Here is a 14,276-nt window from a genome sequence, read left to right on the forward strand (position 1 = left end):
CTAAAACCAGGACCATTGTACGTTCTGCCGGTCGGCTAGGTTGGTGGCGATGACCGGTGACGCGAACGGCTCAGCAGACTCGGCGCCCAAGCCGCCGCCGTTGCCTGCGGCACTGCTGGAGCCGTGGCCGGTGGTGCTCGTGATCGCGACCGGTTGGCTGATCGTGACCGTGCTGGCCTTCACGGTGTCCGATCTGCACAGCTGGCGGCCGTACGCCGTGGCCGGTCTGGGGATCGGGGCACTTGGCACATCGATCTTCCTGTGGCAACGTCGGGCGGTGCGGCGCGGATCACGCGGCGCCCAAAGCGGATTGACCTGAGGAGACGGTATGGCGGCGCCGCTGTTGCAAGCACAGATCGACATCAACGCACCGGTCGACAGGGTCTGGGCCCTGGTGTCGGATCTGCGCCGGATGCCGGAGTGGAGCCCACAGTGCCGGCTGATGAAGACCCTCGGGCCGCTGCGGCCGGGGGCGCGGACCTTCAACCTCAACCGCCGCAAGTACATGTTCTGGCCGACCACGTCGCGGATCACCGAGGTCATCCCCGAGCAGAAACTGGCGTTTCGGGTCGACGCCAACAACACGGTGTGGGCTTACGAACTCGAGCCGACCGAAACCGGTACCAAGCTCACCGAAAGCCGCCATGCCGAGAACGGAACGACGGCGGTGTCGAACGCGTTGGTCAACGCGTTGTTCGGTGGCGTACCGAGCTTCGAGAACGAACTCGTCGAGGGCATGAACGCGTCATTGGCCCGGATCAAGGCCGCCGCCGAGCGCTGATCGGCGCTCAGTCGGCGAGGTCGAGCACGCCGTCGTCGTACGGCTCATACATCGGTGAGCCCGTACCGGGCGGCTGCGGAGTGTCCGAATGGGCGCCGCAGCCGTATTCGGCGTCGACCACGTGGCCGTCGGCGGCCAACTCGTTGGCGCACACGCCGAACATGGGGCCGAGTGCGCCGCCGAGTGGCAGGTAGAAACCGCAGTCGCGGCAGACCCGGCGGGTCGCCCGGGCCATCGCCGAGGCCGGCCCGTAGTCACCGTCGTGCCAGCGTTGGGCTGCGCCCGCACGGCCCCAATCGCTGAGCACCTGGCGGCGGCCGAAGCCGAGCTCGACCGCGGTGTCGTCGATGAGTGGATCGCCCGTCGCCAGATACCCGGGCACCAGCCGAGGATCGGCAGGCGGCGGGGCCAGCAGATCGCCGGGGCTCAGATCACCGGGCCGGATCCGTTCGTTCCAGGGCACCCACTTGGGCGCGAGCAGCGCCGTCGGGCCAGGAACGAGGACCAGCTCACTGATGGTCGCGTGATCGGCACCGGGGTAGGCAGCGACCACGACGGCCCACTGCCAGCCGCGATAGCCGGGCAGATTGGCAAGGAAGCGGTGTGTCGCCGAGCTCGGATCCTCGAATGTCGCGCCGAGGTACTCGCCGACCGTGTCCTCACCGCTGAACTCGGTCAACGCCGCGCGCGCCTGCTCGACGGCGCGCAAAAGCAGCGACTCCAACCGCGGCTGGGGCTGCACGCCGGTCGCCAAGCCGGAACTCAGACCCGCTTCACGGGCCTGCTCAGCTGATTCGGTCACACTTTCCATCGCATCCATAGTGCCTGACCGGCCCGACCGCGGGCCACACCGGTCGCCTATGCGTCGCGCGCGGGGCGGATAAGAGAGAATCGTGGGGTGACTTACTACCCGCCGCGGCCGCCTGGCGATCGTGGCGAGGAGCATCCCGGGATGGCCAATTACCCGAGCGGTGAGACGCACCGTAAGGCGCGCAGACAGCCTGGGCCGTCGGGCGCGAGCTCGAACCGCTGGCTGCCGCCGCTGGACGAACAGCCGACCGCCGCGCACACGTCGCATGAGCGTTCGGTCCCGCCGCGCGGAGCCGGATACGCGGCAGGCGAGAAGGTGACCGTCACGCGTGCAGCGGCTGCCCGCAGCCGTGAAATGGGTTCGCGAATGTACGGTTTGGTGCACCGCGCGGCCACCGCGGACGGCGCCGACAAGTCGGGGTTGACCGCGCTGACCTGGCCGGTGGTGGCCAACTTCGCCGTCGACGCCGCGATGGCCGTCGCCCTCGCGAACACGTTGTTCTTCGCCGCGGCCAGCGGCGAGTCCAAGAGCAAAGTCGCGCTCTACCTGCTGATCACGATCGCACCGTTCGCGGTGATCGCACCGCTGATCGGGCCTGCGCTCGACCGGCTGCAGCACGGCCGCCGCGTCGCGCTCGCCGCGTCGTTCGCGCTGCGCACGGTGCTGATCGTCGTGCTGATCGCCAATTACGACGGCACCACCGGCAGTTATCCATCCTGGGTGCTCTACCCGTGCGCGCTCGGGATGATGGTGTTGTCCAAATCGTTTTCAGTGCTGCGCAGCGCGGTGACGCCGCGTGTGCTGCCGCCGTCGATCGACCTGGTCCGGGTCAACTCACGGCTGACGACCTTCGGCCTTCTGGGCGGCACCGTCGTGGGCGGCGGCATCGCGGCCGGTGCCGAATACCTGTTCAATCTGGTTCACCTGCCCGGTGCGCTGTACGTGATCGTCGCCGTGTCCGTCGCGGGTGCAGTGCTGTCGATGCGGATCCCGAAGTGGGTCGAGGTCACCGAGGGTGAGGTGCCCACGACACTGAGCTACCACGGGGCCACCGGCGAGCTGCGCCGCCCCGGCAAGTCCAAGGCGCCGCGTCAGCCGTTGGGCCGCAACACGATCACCGCGCTGTGGGGCAACTGCACGATCAAGGTGATGGTCGGGTTCCTGTTCCTCTACCCCGCGTTCGTGGCCAAGTCGCACGACGCCAGCGGCTGGGAACAGCTGCTGATTCTCGGCCTGATCGGCGCGGCCGCGGGCATCGGCAACTTCGCCGGGAACGTCACCGCGGCGCGGCTCAAGCTGGGTCACCCGGCGCAGATGGTGGTGCGCGCGGCGATCGCGGTGACGGCCGCCGCGCTGGCCGCCGCACTGACCGGCAACCTCTTCGTGGCAGCGGGCGCCACCCTGGTGACGTCGGCGGCGAGCGCGATCGCCAAGGCCTCGCTCGACGCGTCCCTGCAGGACGATCTGCCCGAGGCGTCGCGGGCCTCGGCATTCGGCCGCTCAGAGTCGGTCCTGCAGCTGGCGTGGGTGGCCGGCGGCGCCACCGGGGTGCTCATCTATACGGACCTCTCAGTCGGGTTCACTACGATCACCGCCGTGCTGATACTCGGGCTGGCCCAGACCATCGTGAGCTACCGCGGCGAATCGTTGATCCCCGGCTTCGGCGGCAATCGCCCCGTGCTGGCCGAACGCGAGGGCGACAGTGCACCCACCGCAGCCGAGTGGGAGAGCCGGTGAAGCGGACCATCGCGATCCTGGCGGCCGTCGTCGTCCTGGCCGTCGCCGGCACCACGGTAGGGGTTTGGCGTCTGAGCAGTTCACACGGCGAACAGCTGCCGCAGATCAGCGCGTACTCGGACGGTCATCTCGTCCGGGTCGGCCCGTTCCGGTACTGCCCGGTGCTCGACCTCAACAATTGCCAGGACCCGCGCGACGCGGGCGAGCTGCGGGTCAACGAGGACAACCCGGTTCAGCTCTCGGTGCCGTCGGCCATCGCGCGCGCGCCGTGGCGCCTACTGCGGGTGTACGAGAACCCCATCGACACCACGGTTTCGGTGTACCGGCCCGAAACGACGCTGGCCGTGACGATCCCGACCGTCGACCCGCAGCGCGGGCGCCTCACCGGCCTGGCCGTACAGCTCCTGACGCTGGTTCAGGACGAGGCGGGCGAGGAATTCCCCTTGCCCCACGCCGAATGGTCGATCAGCACGGTCTGGCCCTAGCCGGCCGAGTGCTCGGCGGGCACGCGCTCGCCCTCACGCGTCGGCCCCGGCGGGGTGCCGTCACCGAACGGCCTGCCGCCCAACGCTTCCCGGCCATGCGGCGTCAGCCAGTCGGACAGGTCGGGGCCCTTCGGCACGATCCGGGTCGGATTGATGTCGGCGTGCACGATGTAGTAGTGCTGTTTGATCTGCACGAAGTCGATCGTGTCGCCGAAACCGGGCGTCTGGAAGAGGTCACGCGCATAGGCCCACAGCACGTCCATCTCGGCGAGCTTGGACCGGTTGCATTTGAAGTGGCCGTGGTAGACGGGATCGAACCGGGCGAGCGTGGTGAACAGCCGGACGTCGGCCTCGGTGATGGTGTCGCCGACCAGGTATCGCTGGGTGGCCAACCGCTCCGAAAGCCAGTCCAGTGCCGTGAACAGCCGATCGTAAGCGGCGTCGTACGCCTCTTGTGACCCCGCGAAGCCGCACCGGTACACACCGTTGTTGACCTCGGTGTAGATGCGCTTGGCGACGGTGTCGATCTCGTCGCGCAGCGGCTCGGGATACAACTGCGGAGCGCCCTCACGGTGATAGGCGGTCCACTCGGTCGAAAAGTCGAGCGTCATCTGGGCGAAGTCGTTGGTGACCACCGCACCCGTGGCCACCTCGACGATCGCGGGCACGGTGATGCCCTTGGGGTAGTTCGGGTCGCGCTTGAAATACGCGTCCTGCAGACGCGGTATGCGCAACACCGGGTCGAGCCCGTCCGGATCGAGATCGAACGTCCAGCTGCGTTCGTCGTGCGTCGGCCCGCAAAAGCCAATGGACAGAACATCTTCCAGGCCCAGCAAGCGGCGCACGATGATCGTGCGATTGGCCCACGGACAGGCCCGCGCCACGATCAACCGGTACCGGCCGGGCTCGACCGGATAGCCGTCACGCCCGTCGGACGTGATGCGGGTGGTGATGTAGTTGGTGTCGCGGTTGAATTCGCCGGTGCTGGCGACGTAGGAGCCTTGGGCCATACCTACATCTTGCGCCGCCGAGTGGGTCAGGCGTCGAGTTCGCGCGCGACGGCCTTGACCACCTCGGACACCCGGCGGGCGACCTTGCGGTCGGGGTAGCGACCCTTGCGCAGCTCAGGCTGCACGATGTCCTCGAGCAGCGTGATCATGTCCGAGACCATGCCGTGGAGTTCGTCGGGCGTGTGCTTGTGCTCGGGCCGCTCGGCTTCGCGCCGATTGCGGCTCACGCTCGGCGGCGGATCAATGAGCTTGAGACTCAATGCCTGCGGGCCGCGACGGCCGGCGGCGACACCGAACTCCACCCGCTGGCCGGCCTTGAGGCCCTCGACACCAGCAGGCAACGCCGAGGACCGGACGTAGACGTCCTCGCCCTCTTCCTGCGACAAAAAGCCGAAGCCCTTTTCGGCGTCGTACCACTTAACCCGGCCGGTCGGCACTGGTCTCACCTGCTCGTCTGTTAATTCAACCTGAACACACAAAGTAAGCGCCCCGTCTGCGCCGGGACGCGATGTGGGAGATCCTACTCGGCTCGAATTGCTCCTCGCGTCCGCAGCGCCCTGGGCGCGGCCTTCACCTTGATTACTCGGTAGGCTTGGACCACCGCTTGAGGAGAGATGCGCCCATATGCGAGTGATACTGAATATCATCTGGTTGATCTTCGGCGGCCTGTGGTTGGCGCTGGGATACCTGCTGGCCGCGCTCATCTGCTTCATCCTCATCATCACGATCCCGTTCGGGTTCGCGTCGCTGCGCATCGCGTCCTATGCCCTTTGGCCGTTCGGCCGCACGATCGTCGACAAGCCGGGAACCCGGCCGGGTGCACTCATCGGCAATATCATCTGGGTCATTCTTTTCGGCATCTGGCTGGCCATCGGCCACGTCGTGAGTGCAGTCGCCATGGCCATCACGATCATCGGAATCCCGTTGGCACTGGCCAACCTCAAGATGATCCCGGTGTCACTCGTGCCACTGGGCAAGGAGATCGTCCCGGTGGACCAGCTCAATCCGCAGCGGGTGACCGCATGACGGTGACCGCGCTGGGCCTGCCCACGGTGGCGCGCACACCGACCGACGCCCCGAGTGCCGGTCCATTGATCGACACCTACGGCCGCGTCGCCACCGACCTGCGGGTCTCGCTGACCGATCGGTGCAACCTGCGCTGCACGTACTGCATGCCCGCCGAAGGGCTCGACTGGCTGCCCGGCGAGGCACTGCTGAGCCCGGCGGAACTGGCTCGGCTGCTGCGTATCGGGGTCACCCGCCTCGGGGTCACGAGCGTGCGCTTCACCGGCGGCGAACCCCTGGTGACGCGGCACCTGGAAGAAGTGGTGGCAGCTGCGGCCGCTCTGACGCCGCGCCCGGAGATCACCCTCACCACCAACGGCCTCGGGCTGGCCCGGCGCGCCGCCGGGCTCAAAGAGGCTGGGCTCGACCGCATCAACGTGTCGCTCGACAGCGTCGACGCCGCGCACTTCGCGCGCATCACCCGCCGCGACCGCCTGGCCGATGTGCTGGCCGGGCTGGCCGCGGCCAAGGCCGCCGGACTCGATCCGGTAAAGGTCAACGCCGTCCTGGACCCGGAGTCGGGTCTCGACGACGCAGTGGAACTGCTGCGCTACTGCCTGACCCACGGTTACCAACTGCGCATCATCGAGCAGATGCCGTTGGACGCAGGCCATAGTTGGCGACGCAGCGACGTGATCGACGCCGACCGCATTCTGCAGACGCTGCGGCGCCATTTCGATCTGCAACCCGACCCCAGGCCGCGCGGTTCGGCGCCTGCTGAGCTGTGGCAGGTGGTCGACAGCGCGGGGCATGTGACGGGCACCGTCGGAGTGATCGCGTCGGTGTCGCATGCCTTCTGTTCGGCCTGTGACCGCACGCGGCTGACCGCGGACGGTCAGATCCGCAGTTGTTTGTTTTCCCGCGAGGAGACGGATCTGCGGGCGCTGTTGCGCGGCGACGCGGGTGACGACGAGATAGAGGCCGCGTGGCGCGCCGCGATGTGGGCCAAACCGGCAGGGCACGGCATCAACGATCCGGATTTCCTGCAACCGGACCGGCCCATGAGCGCGATCGGCGGATAGATGTCGGCCACGACAACGGTTCAGGTCACCATCCGATATTTCGCCGCTGCGGCGGCCGCTGCCGGAGTTGAGACCGAAACGTTAGATATCGCAACGGGAACGACGATTGCGGCGCTCATCGAACGGCTCGCAGACCGCGACGCGGAACTCGCTCGCGTGTTAAAGCGCTGCTCATACCTATGCGACGGGGTTGCGGTGCGCGACACCGAGCGGGCGGTGCTAACGCCGCACACGCTCGATGTGTTACCCCCCTTCGCCGGCGGATAACGTGATATGCATCACATAACGAAATGGTCACGAGCTGGCTACAGGGCGGTGGAGCGCGTCTGCCACCTGGGAGAACGCGTCAGCAACCTGGACCTTTAATGCTCTTTTAGGTTTTGCCGGGACCGAAAACGCCCGAACGGGCAAAAGATGACGCGACTGCGGCGACCGGTTACCGTTCATTCCCAAGTCAACTGACCCTAATCGGCTGACCCATCCCTTCCGATCGCGCCGAGCTCCATCCATCGGGCGGGGTAACGACGAACAACAAGGATGGAGGCGGGGGACCCAACCGGTCCACCGATTTATAAGGACCAGGAGCCGCTTGCGGCCCCTTGGGGTGAAGCCGTCGTCGTTTCGGCGTCGACGGCCGGGTGACCTCTCCTACCCGAACCCGACAGCTGACCTCGTGGGCGCATACGAGAGGACCTTCACGCTTATGAGTGGACGGCACCGCAAGCCCACTTCATCGTCATCAGCCAAGAACGTCGCCAAAATCGCCTTCACCGGCGCTGTGCTCGGTGGCGGCAGCCTCGCCATGGCGGGCCAGGCGATGGCTGCGACCGACGGCGAATGGGATCAGGTAGCCCGCTGCGAGTCCGGCGGCAACTGGGCCATCAACACCGGAAACGGCTATCACGGCGGGCTGCAGTTCTCGCCGAGCACATGGTCGTCGCACGGTGGTGGCGAGTACGCACCCGCGGCCTACATGGCCACCAAGGAAGAGCAGATCGCAGTCGCCGAGCGCGTGCTGGCCAGCCAGGGCAAGGGCGCATGGCCCACCTGTGGCCGCGGCCTCTCCGGCGCCACCCCGCGCAACGTGATCGCCGAGCCTGCTCCGGCTCCGCTCGACGCTCCCGCGGTGAACGGTCAACTTCCGCCGCCGCCCGATCCGTTCGCCCCGCCGCCCCCGCCGGCCCCGGTCGACATGCTGGCCGCCCCGGCCCCGATGCCGCAGGCTCCCCCGCCGGCCCCGCTGCCCGAGCCCCTGCCGCCTGCGCCAGCCCCTGAGGCCCTGCCCTCGGCACCCGCGCCCGCCCCCGAAGCGCTGCCGCCGGCACCGGCCCCCGAGGCCCTGCCCCCGGCACCCGCGCCCGCCCCCGAAGCGCTGCCGCCGGCACCGGCCCCCGTTGCGCCCGCTCCGGTCGACGTGCCGCCTCCGCCGCCGCCTGCTCCCGAGGCCCAGATCGTCGACGCCGCACTGCAGGTCGCACCCGCCCCGCTCGACGCACCGCTGCCCGCCGACGTGCCCCCGCCGCTGGCTCCGCCTGCACCCCCGGCTCCGCCCGTCGACGTCGTCGCGGCTCCGGCCCCGGAGAACTGGGATCAGGCCCCCGCTCCGGTCGACCAGCCGCAGACGTGGGCACTGCACGCCGGCGCGCCGCTGCCGCTCGAGCCCGCGCTGCCGGCTCCCCCGGCCCCGCCCGCTCCGGCACCTGCACCCGCTCCCGCGCCGGCCCCGGTCGCCGCACCCGCCCCGGATCCATTGGCTCCGCTCAACGGTGTGGACATCCCGCAGCCGGCCTTCGATGTGGCCAACCAGGTCGTGACCAACGGCACGCCGCTTCCGCCGGAGGGCGTCCCGCACCTGGCCAGCCCGGAGAACCTGCCGCCCGGCACGACGGACAGCCCGGCGCAGGTCCCCGGTCAGGGCCCGAACATGACGTACCTGCGGGAGATCTGGCACGCGATCCAGACCCAGGACATCAGCGGCAAGGACGCCCTGCTGGCGTTGACCCAGCGTCCGCTGACCTCGGCGCCTCCCGGTGGGCAGGCCGCGAACCTTCCGGTCGGCGCGCCGCCGCCTGCAGATCCGGCCGCACCGGTCCCAGCTCCGGCCCCGGCACCGGTGGGAGCTCCCGCCCCCGCCGCGCCCGCGCCGGTTCCGCCGCCGGCCTGAATCAGGTCACGCGGAGCCGACCCATTCGTCGGTGCCGTCAGCGAAGTGCTGGTGCTTCCACACCGGTAGTCGCTCCTTGACGGTGTCGACGAGACGGGCACAGGTTTCGAACGCCGCCCTGCGATGGTCCGCTGCCACAGCGGCCACCAGGGCGGCGTCTCCTATATTGAGGGTCCCGATGCGATGGCTCACGGCGATCGCCCGCACGCCAGCGGCCTGGGCCGCCACCTCGGCAGCGACCTCTTCGAGGGTCTGCTGGGCGGTGGGATGCGCCGAGTACTCCAGTCTGGTCACCGAACGGCCGCCGTCGTGATCCCGGACCACCCCAGCGAAGCCGACGACGGCCCCTGCCGCCTCGTGCGCGACGAGTTCCTCGTACTCAGTCAACGAGATCGGCGCATCGGTCAGTTCGACCCGGATTATGGCTGCGCTCACCGGCTGTGGTCCTTTCCACCGAGCTGATCCAGCGCATGCTCGAGCACGTGATCGAGCACGCCAAGCCCGTCCTTCACACCGCCGGGCGACCCCGGCAGGTTCACTATCAATGTGCGCCCGGAAACCCCGCAGACGCCACGGGACAGCACCGAAGTCGGCACCTTGTGTACACCGGCGCGCCGGATGGCGTCGGCGAGCCCGGGAACCTCGTAGTCCAGGACGGCCATGGTCGCCTGAGGCGTCGCATCAGTTGGTGAAATGCCGGTGCCGCCGGAGGTGATGATGAGATCGACGTGTTCGGCCAATGCCGAGCGCAATGCCTCGCCCACCGCCCTGCCGTCGGGCACAACCATCTGCTCGGTGACGTCGTAGCCGCGGTTGGCCAACCAGCCGACGATGAGAGGCCCGGTCCGGTCGTCGTACACACCGGCGGCCGCCCGGGTGGATGCGATCACAACCCGGGCAGAACGTGTCACTGCGTTGGTCTTTCCCACAAACCCGTTTTACCGCCTTCTTTACGCACGACGCGGATGTCGTCGATGCGTGCGGCGGGGTCGACGGCCTTGATCATGTCGTAGAGCGTCAACGCGGCCACGCTCACGGCGGTCAATGCTTCCATCTCGACACCGGTGCGGTCGGTGCTGCGCACGGTGGCGGTGATCGCGACCGCGGATTCGCGCACGTCGAAATCCACATCGACACCGGTGAGTGCCAGCTGATGGCACAGCGGTATCAGATCAGGAGTCCGCTTGGCCGCGAGGATGCCCGCCACCCGCGCGGTCGCCAGGGCATCGCCTTTGGGCAAGCCACCGGACGCGATGAGCGAAACCACATCGGGCCGGGTCAGCAGCGTGCCCTGCGCCACCGCGGTGCGTTTGGTGACGTCCTTGGCCGTGACGTCGACCATGTGGGCCGCGCCGGACTCGTCGAGATGCGACAGTCCCACCGTTACCTGTTGACGACCGTGACCGACTGGACGAATGGCAGCTCTTCAGCTGGCAGGGGGAAGGTGATGTCACCGAACGGCGACAGCGCGCCCGTGCGGTCGGTGGCGAGCTCACTCACAGCGTGGTCATCGCCGTCGGAGAGCACCGGCCAGCCGTTGTCGACGTAGTGTTTCTTCTTGTTGTCAGCCACGCCCCATATTGTGGCAGGCCCCATCGCCGGTCGCGATACCGGCGGGCTGCTTTACGCTGGTCAGGATATGAGCGCCGCACCGACTCCCGGAATTCCGCTGGGCGCGTGGCTGGCCGACCTCCCCGACGATGGACTCATCCGTCTACTGGAGTTGCGGCCTGACCTGAGCCAGCCACCTCCAGGCACCATCGCGGCGCTGGCTGCCAGGGCCACGTCGCGGCAGTCGGTCAAGGCCGCCACCGACGGACTGGATTTCCTACGGCTCGCGGTGCTCGACGCGCTGCTGGTCTTACACGCCGACACCGCCGCGGTGTCGGTCTCGGCGGTGACCGAACTGCTTGGCGAGCGCGCCGACGAGGCCGGCGTGCTCGCGGCCATCGACGATCTGCGGGACCGTGCCCTGGTGTGGGGTGATTCGTCCGTGCGGGTGGCGCCTGAGGTCGCATCCGGACTCCCCTGGTACAGCGGGCAGGCCGTGTTGGAGGTATCTGACCGCAGCGCCGACGACATCGCTGCGTTGCTCGACGGGCTCGACGACGCCCAACGGGACCTGTTGGCCCGGTTGTTGGAGGGTTCACCGGTGGGCCGCACGCGCGACGCGGCCCCCGACGCTCCGAGCGATCGTCCGGTGCAGCGACTGTTGGCGGCCGGGTTACTGCGCCGGATCGACAACGACACCGTGATCCTGCCCCGCGTCGTGGGGCAGGCGTTGCGCGGTGAGGTTCCCGGCCCGACCACGTTGACCGAACCGGAGCTGAAGACCACGACGACGACGGCCGGCGACGTCGACGCCGTCGCCGCCGGCGCGGTAATCGATCTACTGCGCGAGATCGAGTTGGTGCTCGAAAGTCTCGGCGCCACACCCGTTCCCGAGCTGCGCAGCGGCGGGCTGGGAGTGCGCGACGTCAAGCGGCTGGCCAAGTCGACCGGGATTGACGAAGGCCGCCTCGGCCTTCTGCTTGAACTCGCCGCCGCAGCCGGGCTGATCGCGGCGGGCATGCCGGACCCCGATCCCGGCGAGGGCACCGGCCCGTACTGGGCTCCGACGGTGGCCACCGACCGGTTCGTCGAATCGACGACGGCCGTGCGCTGGCATCTGCTGGCCTCGACCTGGCTGGATCTTCCCGCCAGGCCCGCGTTGATCGCAACCAGAGGACCTGACGGCAAACCGTTTGCCGCACTGTCGGATTCGCTCTACTCGACCGCGGCACCGCTGGACCGCAGGCTGCTACTGCAGGTGCTGACCGACCTCGCACCGGGCTCTGGCGTCGATGCCGCCGAAGCGTCGCGGGCAATGATCTGGCGACGGCCGCGCTGGGCCGCACGCTTGCAGCCAGGGACGGTGAGCGCGCTGCTCACCGAAGCCCACGCCTTGGGCATGGCGGGCCGGGGCGCGATCAGCACACCCGCTCGCGGGCTCTTGGCAGGAGATACCGACGAGGATGTGCTGGCGGCGATGTCGAAGGCGCTGCCGAAGCCGCTCGATCATTTCCTGCTGCAAGCCGATCTCACGGTGATCGTGCCCGGACCACTGGAGCGCGACCTGGCCGAGCAGTTGGCAGAGGTGGCCACCGTCGAATCAGCAGGCGCTGCCATGGTCTATCGCATCAGCGAACCGTCGGTGCGACGCGCCCTCGATTCCGGACGGACCGCGAGCGAGCTACACGGCTTCTTCGAGAAGCACTCGAAAACTCCGGTGCCGCAGGGTCTTACCTACCTCATCGACGATGTCGCTCGGCGGCACGGCCAGTTGCGGGTGGGCATGGCGGCGTCGTTCGTGCGGTGTGAGGATCCCGCGCTGCTCGCGCAGGCCGTCGCCTCCCCTGGTTCCGAACGCCTCGAGTTGCGACTCCTGGCGCCGACGGTCGCGGTGTCGCAGGCCCCGATCGCCGACGTGCTCGCCGTACTGCGCGACGCGGGATTCGCACCCGCGGCTGAGGATTCGACAGGCACCGTCGTCGATATCAGGGTCCGCGGCGCACGCGTCACCGCACCGACGCGACGTCGGGTGTACCGACCGCCGACGCCTCCGACCGCACAGACTCTCGGGGCGATCGTCGCGGTGTTGCGCAAGGTCGCGGCCGGACCATTTGCCAGTGTCCGCCTCGACCCCGCGATGGCCATCACGCAATTGCAGGAGGCCGCAAACGCGCAGTCCTCGGTCGTGATCGGCTACGTCGACCCGGCAGGCGTTGCCACGCAACGCGTCGTGGCTCCGATCAACGTCCGCGGCGGACAACTCACCGCCTACGACCCGGCCGCCGGGCGGGTACGGGAATTCGCGATCCATCGCGTGACATCGGTTGTGTCAGCCGACGATTGAGGCTCATCGTCGATGTCAATCGGCGACGCGATCCGGTGGACATGCCTCCTCGAGGTCAAGGTCGCCGGACGCTTGCCTACTCACGAGAAAGGCATACGTCCGCTCAAGCGTCGCCTCATCAGGAATATCTACCGCGATGATGTTGTTTTCGCCCACCGGGAGGTTGGCGCATCCGAATGGGATCGGGGTGTCGGCGCGTATCGCGTCGACAAGGGCATCCCGGTGCACTTCGACCGTGGCGTCATCGAAGATGGCGATAGTGGCACTGTCGGTTCCTGTCTAGTGCACCGAAACTGGGACGGTGCGGACTTTCGCGGATGTTGGGATCAGCACCCGCATCAAGCAGCGCGGACATGATTTCGACCTGCTGTTGTTCAGAAGCGTAATACAGCGGCGTTTTGCCCCAGGTCGTCGTTTGCTCTTCTGCGCTTCTACAACGACTGCGCCAACGCTCAGATTGCATAAGATAACGGGGAGCTAGGGGACTATTCCGGTGGAATGAGAACGTTGATCTGGCGGGCGTCCGAGGGTTTATCAACAAACACTCGTAGGGAGATCGTCTCGCCGACTTCGAAAGGCGCCCTAGCGATCGTGTCGCCCGCATTTCCGATCGCCAGATAGCCGCTATCTAGTGTCAACGTTCCAGCGTATATACACTCACCGAGCGATCTGTCGTCAATTCCCTTATAGATATTGACCGACACGTCAATATCGCTATCTATAGCCTCATCCGCGGTTATCGTTCTTACCAGTATTGAGTGACCAGTGCAGGAGCAGGCCGAGTCACTGGAGTCTGCGCCATCCGAAGTTTCGAAGTCCTCGATATAGACACGATGATAATCGGGAAACACCTTCGCTTCGAGCACCAACGTGTTTTTCGCTTGAGACATGGGTATTATCCCTTTGGCTTCTTGTGATTCTTCTTGCTCTTCTTTTTCTTCTGCTTCTTTTTGTCCTGATGCTTCTGCTTACGTTCCTTCTTCAACTTCTTGCGGTCTGGCTTTTTGTTTGACTTCGATTTCGTCGGATTCAGGTTCTGATTTTGACGAGTGACGCCTTGAGACCCCGGCCTTGTGACCCCTTGATGTCGGCGACCGAGCTGACCGCGTTGGTGGCGGCATCGAAGAAGCCCAACGGCACCGGGCCGGGCCCGGTCAGGTGCAGGGGTGGGTCGACATAGACCGGCCAGGTGGTGTGCGGTTGGGGGTCGATGACCTCGGCCAGCACATACAGCTGGGGGGCGAGTTGTTTGACCACATACGAGCTGGGCATCAATGTGCCGGTGGCATCGCGGGTTTCGGCGGGC

Annotated in this window: 19 protein-coding genes, 1 pseudogene and 1 riboswitch; of the genes and pseudogenes, 9 read left to right on the plus strand and 11 right to left on the minus strand. The window is 67.4% G+C overall.

Annotation, left to right across the window (positions count from 1 at the left end; genetic code table 11):
• Nucleotides 1-49: 49 nt before the first annotated feature.
• Both ACRCUN_RS21710 and ACRCUN_RS21715 read left to right on the plus strand, forming a co-directional pair.
• Nucleotides 50-319, plus strand: a complete 270-nt coding sequence (locus ACRCUN_RS21710; RefSeq protein ID WP_462143685.1) for a DUF2530 domain-containing protein — start codon at nucleotides 50-52, stop codon at nucleotides 317-319.
• Nucleotides 320-328: 9 nt separating this feature from the next.
• Complete coding sequence (locus ACRCUN_RS21715) at nucleotides 329-781, plus strand: SRPBCC family protein (protein WP_462143686.1); 453 nt, start codon at nucleotides 329-331, stop codon at nucleotides 779-781.
• Between the two features lie 7 nt (nucleotides 782-788).
• Here the strand turns inward: ACRCUN_RS21715 and ACRCUN_RS21720 are convergent, their stop codons facing one another.
• Entirely contained in the window at nucleotides 789-1,592 is an 804-nt protein-coding gene (locus tag ACRCUN_RS21720) for a DUF3027 domain-containing protein (protein ID WP_462143687.1), read from the minus strand.
• A 141-nt stretch (nucleotides 1,593-1,733) separates the two neighbouring features.
• On the opposite strand from ACRCUN_RS21720, the gene ACRCUN_RS21725 reads away from it, so the two are divergent.
• Complete coding sequence (locus ACRCUN_RS21725; protein ID WP_462143713.1) at nucleotides 1,734-3,329, plus strand: MFS transporter; 1,596 nt, start codon at nucleotides 1,734-1,736, stop codon at nucleotides 3,327-3,329.
• Nucleotides 3,326-3,814, plus strand: a complete 489-nt coding sequence (locus ACRCUN_RS21730; RefSeq protein ID WP_462143688.1) for a DUF2771 domain-containing protein — start codon at nucleotides 3,326-3,328, stop codon at nucleotides 3,812-3,814. Before ACRCUN_RS21725 ends, ACRCUN_RS21730 begins: the two co-directional genes overlap by 4 nt.
• Here ACRCUN_RS21730 and ACRCUN_RS21735 read toward each other — a convergent pair.
• Both ACRCUN_RS21735 and ACRCUN_RS21740 read right to left on the minus strand, forming a co-directional pair.
• The gene (locus ACRCUN_RS21735; RefSeq protein ID WP_462143689.1) at nucleotides 3,811-4,824 is read right to left on the minus strand and encodes a glutathione S-transferase family protein; all 1,014 of its coding nucleotides are present in this window, start codon (nucleotides 4,822-4,824) and stop codon (nucleotides 3,811-3,813) included. The genes ACRCUN_RS21730 and ACRCUN_RS21735 overlap by 4 nt on opposite strands.
• 26 nt (nucleotides 4,825-4,850) lie before the next feature.
• Nucleotides 4,851-5,261 (minus strand): cold-shock protein, encoded by a 411-nt coding sequence (locus ACRCUN_RS21740; RefSeq protein WP_067846256.1) that lies wholly within the window; start codon nucleotides 5,259-5,261, stop codon nucleotides 4,851-4,853.
• Between the two features lie 187 nt (nucleotides 5,262-5,448).
• Here ACRCUN_RS21740 and ACRCUN_RS21745 point away from each other — a divergent pair, with 187 nt between their 5' ends.
• The 4 genes from ACRCUN_RS21745 (at nucleotide 5,449) to ACRCUN_RS21760 (ending at nucleotide 9,075) form a co-directional block, all read left to right on the plus strand.
• On the plus strand, nucleotides 5,449-5,850 hold the full coding sequence (locus tag ACRCUN_RS21745) for a YccF domain-containing protein (RefSeq protein ID WP_462143690.1): 402 nt from the start codon (nucleotides 5,449-5,451) through the stop codon (nucleotides 5,848-5,850).
• Nucleotides 5,847-6,911, plus strand: a complete 1,065-nt coding sequence (gene moaA / locus ACRCUN_RS21750) for a GTP 3',8-cyclase MoaA (protein ID WP_462143691.1) — start codon at nucleotides 5,847-5,849, stop codon at nucleotides 6,909-6,911. Before ACRCUN_RS21745 ends, moaA begins: the two co-directional genes overlap by 4 nt.
• The gene (locus ACRCUN_RS21755; protein WP_462143692.1) at nucleotides 6,912-7,178 is read left to right on the plus strand and encodes a MoaD/ThiS family protein; all 267 of its coding nucleotides are present in this window, start codon (nucleotides 6,912-6,914) and stop codon (nucleotides 7,176-7,178) included.
• A 216-nt stretch (nucleotides 7,179-7,394) separates the two neighbouring features.
• Nucleotides 7,395-7,606, plus strand: a riboswitch (cyclic di-AMP (ydaO/yuaA leader).
• 8 nt (nucleotides 7,607-7,614) lie between these two features.
• Nucleotides 7,615-9,075 (plus strand): transglycosylase family protein, encoded by a 1,461-nt coding sequence (locus ACRCUN_RS21760; RefSeq protein ID WP_462143693.1) that lies wholly within the window; start codon nucleotides 7,615-7,617, stop codon nucleotides 9,073-9,075.
• Nucleotides 9,076-9,081: 6 nt separating this feature from the next.
• On the opposite strand, the gene ACRCUN_RS21765 is transcribed toward ACRCUN_RS21760, so the two are convergent.
• From ACRCUN_RS21765 to ACRCUN_RS21780, 4 genes are read right to left on the minus strand one after another with little or no spacing between them, the layout of a single operon-like run.
• Nucleotides 9,082-9,510, minus strand: coding sequence for a molybdenum cofactor biosynthesis protein MoaE (locus ACRCUN_RS21765; RefSeq protein ID WP_462143694.1), 429 nt, complete (start codon nucleotides 9,508-9,510; stop codon nucleotides 9,082-9,084).
• The gene (locus tag ACRCUN_RS21770) at nucleotides 9,507-9,986 is read right to left on the minus strand and encodes a MogA/MoaB family molybdenum cofactor biosynthesis protein (protein WP_462143695.1); all 480 of its coding nucleotides are present in this window, start codon (nucleotides 9,984-9,986) and stop codon (nucleotides 9,507-9,509) included. Before ACRCUN_RS21770 ends, ACRCUN_RS21765 begins: the two co-directional genes overlap by 4 nt.
• The gene (gene moaC, locus ACRCUN_RS21775; RefSeq protein WP_462143696.1) at nucleotides 9,983-10,456 is read right to left on the minus strand and encodes a cyclic pyranopterin monophosphate synthase MoaC; all 474 of its coding nucleotides are present in this window, start codon (nucleotides 10,454-10,456) and stop codon (nucleotides 9,983-9,985) included. Before moaC ends, ACRCUN_RS21770 begins: the two co-directional genes overlap by 4 nt.
• Before the next feature lie 2 nt (nucleotides 10,457-10,458).
• Nucleotides 10,459-10,656 (minus strand): hypothetical protein, encoded by a 198-nt coding sequence (locus ACRCUN_RS21780; RefSeq protein ID WP_462143714.1) that lies wholly within the window; start codon nucleotides 10,654-10,656, stop codon nucleotides 10,459-10,461.
• Nucleotides 10,657-10,714: 58 nt separating this feature from the next.
• Between ACRCUN_RS21780 and ACRCUN_RS21785 the strand changes: the two genes are divergently transcribed.
• Nucleotides 10,715-12,970, plus strand: a complete 2,256-nt coding sequence (locus tag ACRCUN_RS21785; RefSeq protein ID WP_462143697.1) for a helicase-associated domain-containing protein — start codon at nucleotides 10,715-10,717, stop codon at nucleotides 12,968-12,970.
• A 15-nt stretch (nucleotides 12,971-12,985) separates the two neighbouring features.
• Here ACRCUN_RS21785 and ACRCUN_RS21790 read toward each other — a convergent pair whose 3' ends face one another.
• The 4 genes and pseudogenes from ACRCUN_RS21790 to ACRCUN_RS21805 form a co-directional block, all read right to left on the minus strand.
• Nucleotides 12,986-13,198: a hypothetical protein gene (locus ACRCUN_RS21790; protein WP_462143698.1), complete on the minus strand. Its 213-nt coding sequence runs from the start codon at nucleotides 13,196-13,198 to the stop codon at nucleotides 12,986-12,988.
• A 13-nt stretch (nucleotides 13,199-13,211) separates the two neighbouring features.
• A complete protein-coding gene (locus ACRCUN_RS21795; protein ID WP_462143699.1) occupies nucleotides 13,212-13,574 on the minus strand; it encodes a hypothetical protein in 363 nt (120 codons plus the stop codon).
• On the minus strand, nucleotides 13,456-13,860 hold the full coding sequence (locus tag ACRCUN_RS21800) for a hypothetical protein (protein ID WP_462143715.1): 405 nt from the start codon (nucleotides 13,858-13,860) through the stop codon (nucleotides 13,456-13,458). The genes ACRCUN_RS21795 and ACRCUN_RS21800 overlap by 119 nt, the downstream gene beginning before the upstream one ends.
• Nucleotides 13,861-13,999: 139 nt before the next feature.
• Nucleotides 14,000-14,276: pseudogene (locus ACRCUN_RS21805) on the minus strand (hypothetical protein); the annotation flags it as partial.

It is taken from the genome of Mycobacterium venezuelense, assembly GCF_054919535.1.

Coding starts and splice junctions, on each gene's coding strand:
- ACRCUN_RS21760 (WP_462143693.1), top strand. CDS start 7,615: ATGAGTGGACGGCACCGCAAGCCCACTTCATCGTCATCAGCCAAGAAC.
- ACRCUN_RS21795 (WP_462143699.1), bottom strand. CDS start 13,574: ATGCGGGCGACACGATCGCTAGGGCGCCTTTCGAAGTCGGCGAGACGA.
- ACRCUN_RS21710 (WP_462143685.1), top strand. CDS start 50: ATGACCGGTGACGCGAACGGCTCAGCAGACTCGGCGCCCAAGCCGCCG.
- ACRCUN_RS21785 (WP_462143697.1), top strand. CDS start 10,715: ATGAGCGCCGCACCGACTCCCGGAATTCCGCTGGGCGCGTGGCTGGCC.
- ACRCUN_RS21800 (WP_462143715.1), bottom strand. CDS start 13,860: ATGTCTCAAGCGAAAAACACGTTGGTGCTCGAAGCGAAGGTGTTTCCC.
- ACRCUN_RS21720 (WP_462143687.1), bottom strand. CDS start 1,592: ATGGAAAGTGTGACCGAATCAGCTGAGCAGGCCCGTGAAGCGGGTCTG.
- ACRCUN_RS21735 (WP_462143689.1), bottom strand. CDS start 4,824: ATGGCCCAAGGCTCCTACGTCGCCAGCACCGGCGAATTCAACCGCGAC.
- ACRCUN_RS21755 (WP_462143692.1), top strand. CDS start 6,912: ATGTCGGCCACGACAACGGTTCAGGTCACCATCCGATATTTCGCCGCT.
- moaA (WP_462143691.1), top strand. CDS start 5,847: ATGACGGTGACCGCGCTGGGCCTGCCCACGGTGGCGCGCACACCGACC.
- ACRCUN_RS21715 (WP_462143686.1), top strand. CDS start 329: ATGGCGGCGCCGCTGTTGCAAGCACAGATCGACATCAACGCACCGGTC.
- ACRCUN_RS21725 (WP_462143713.1), top strand. CDS start 1,734: ATGGCCAATTACCCGAGCGGTGAGACGCACCGTAAGGCGCGCAGACAG.
- ACRCUN_RS21745 (WP_462143690.1), top strand. CDS start 5,449: ATGCGAGTGATACTGAATATCATCTGGTTGATCTTCGGCGGCCTGTGG.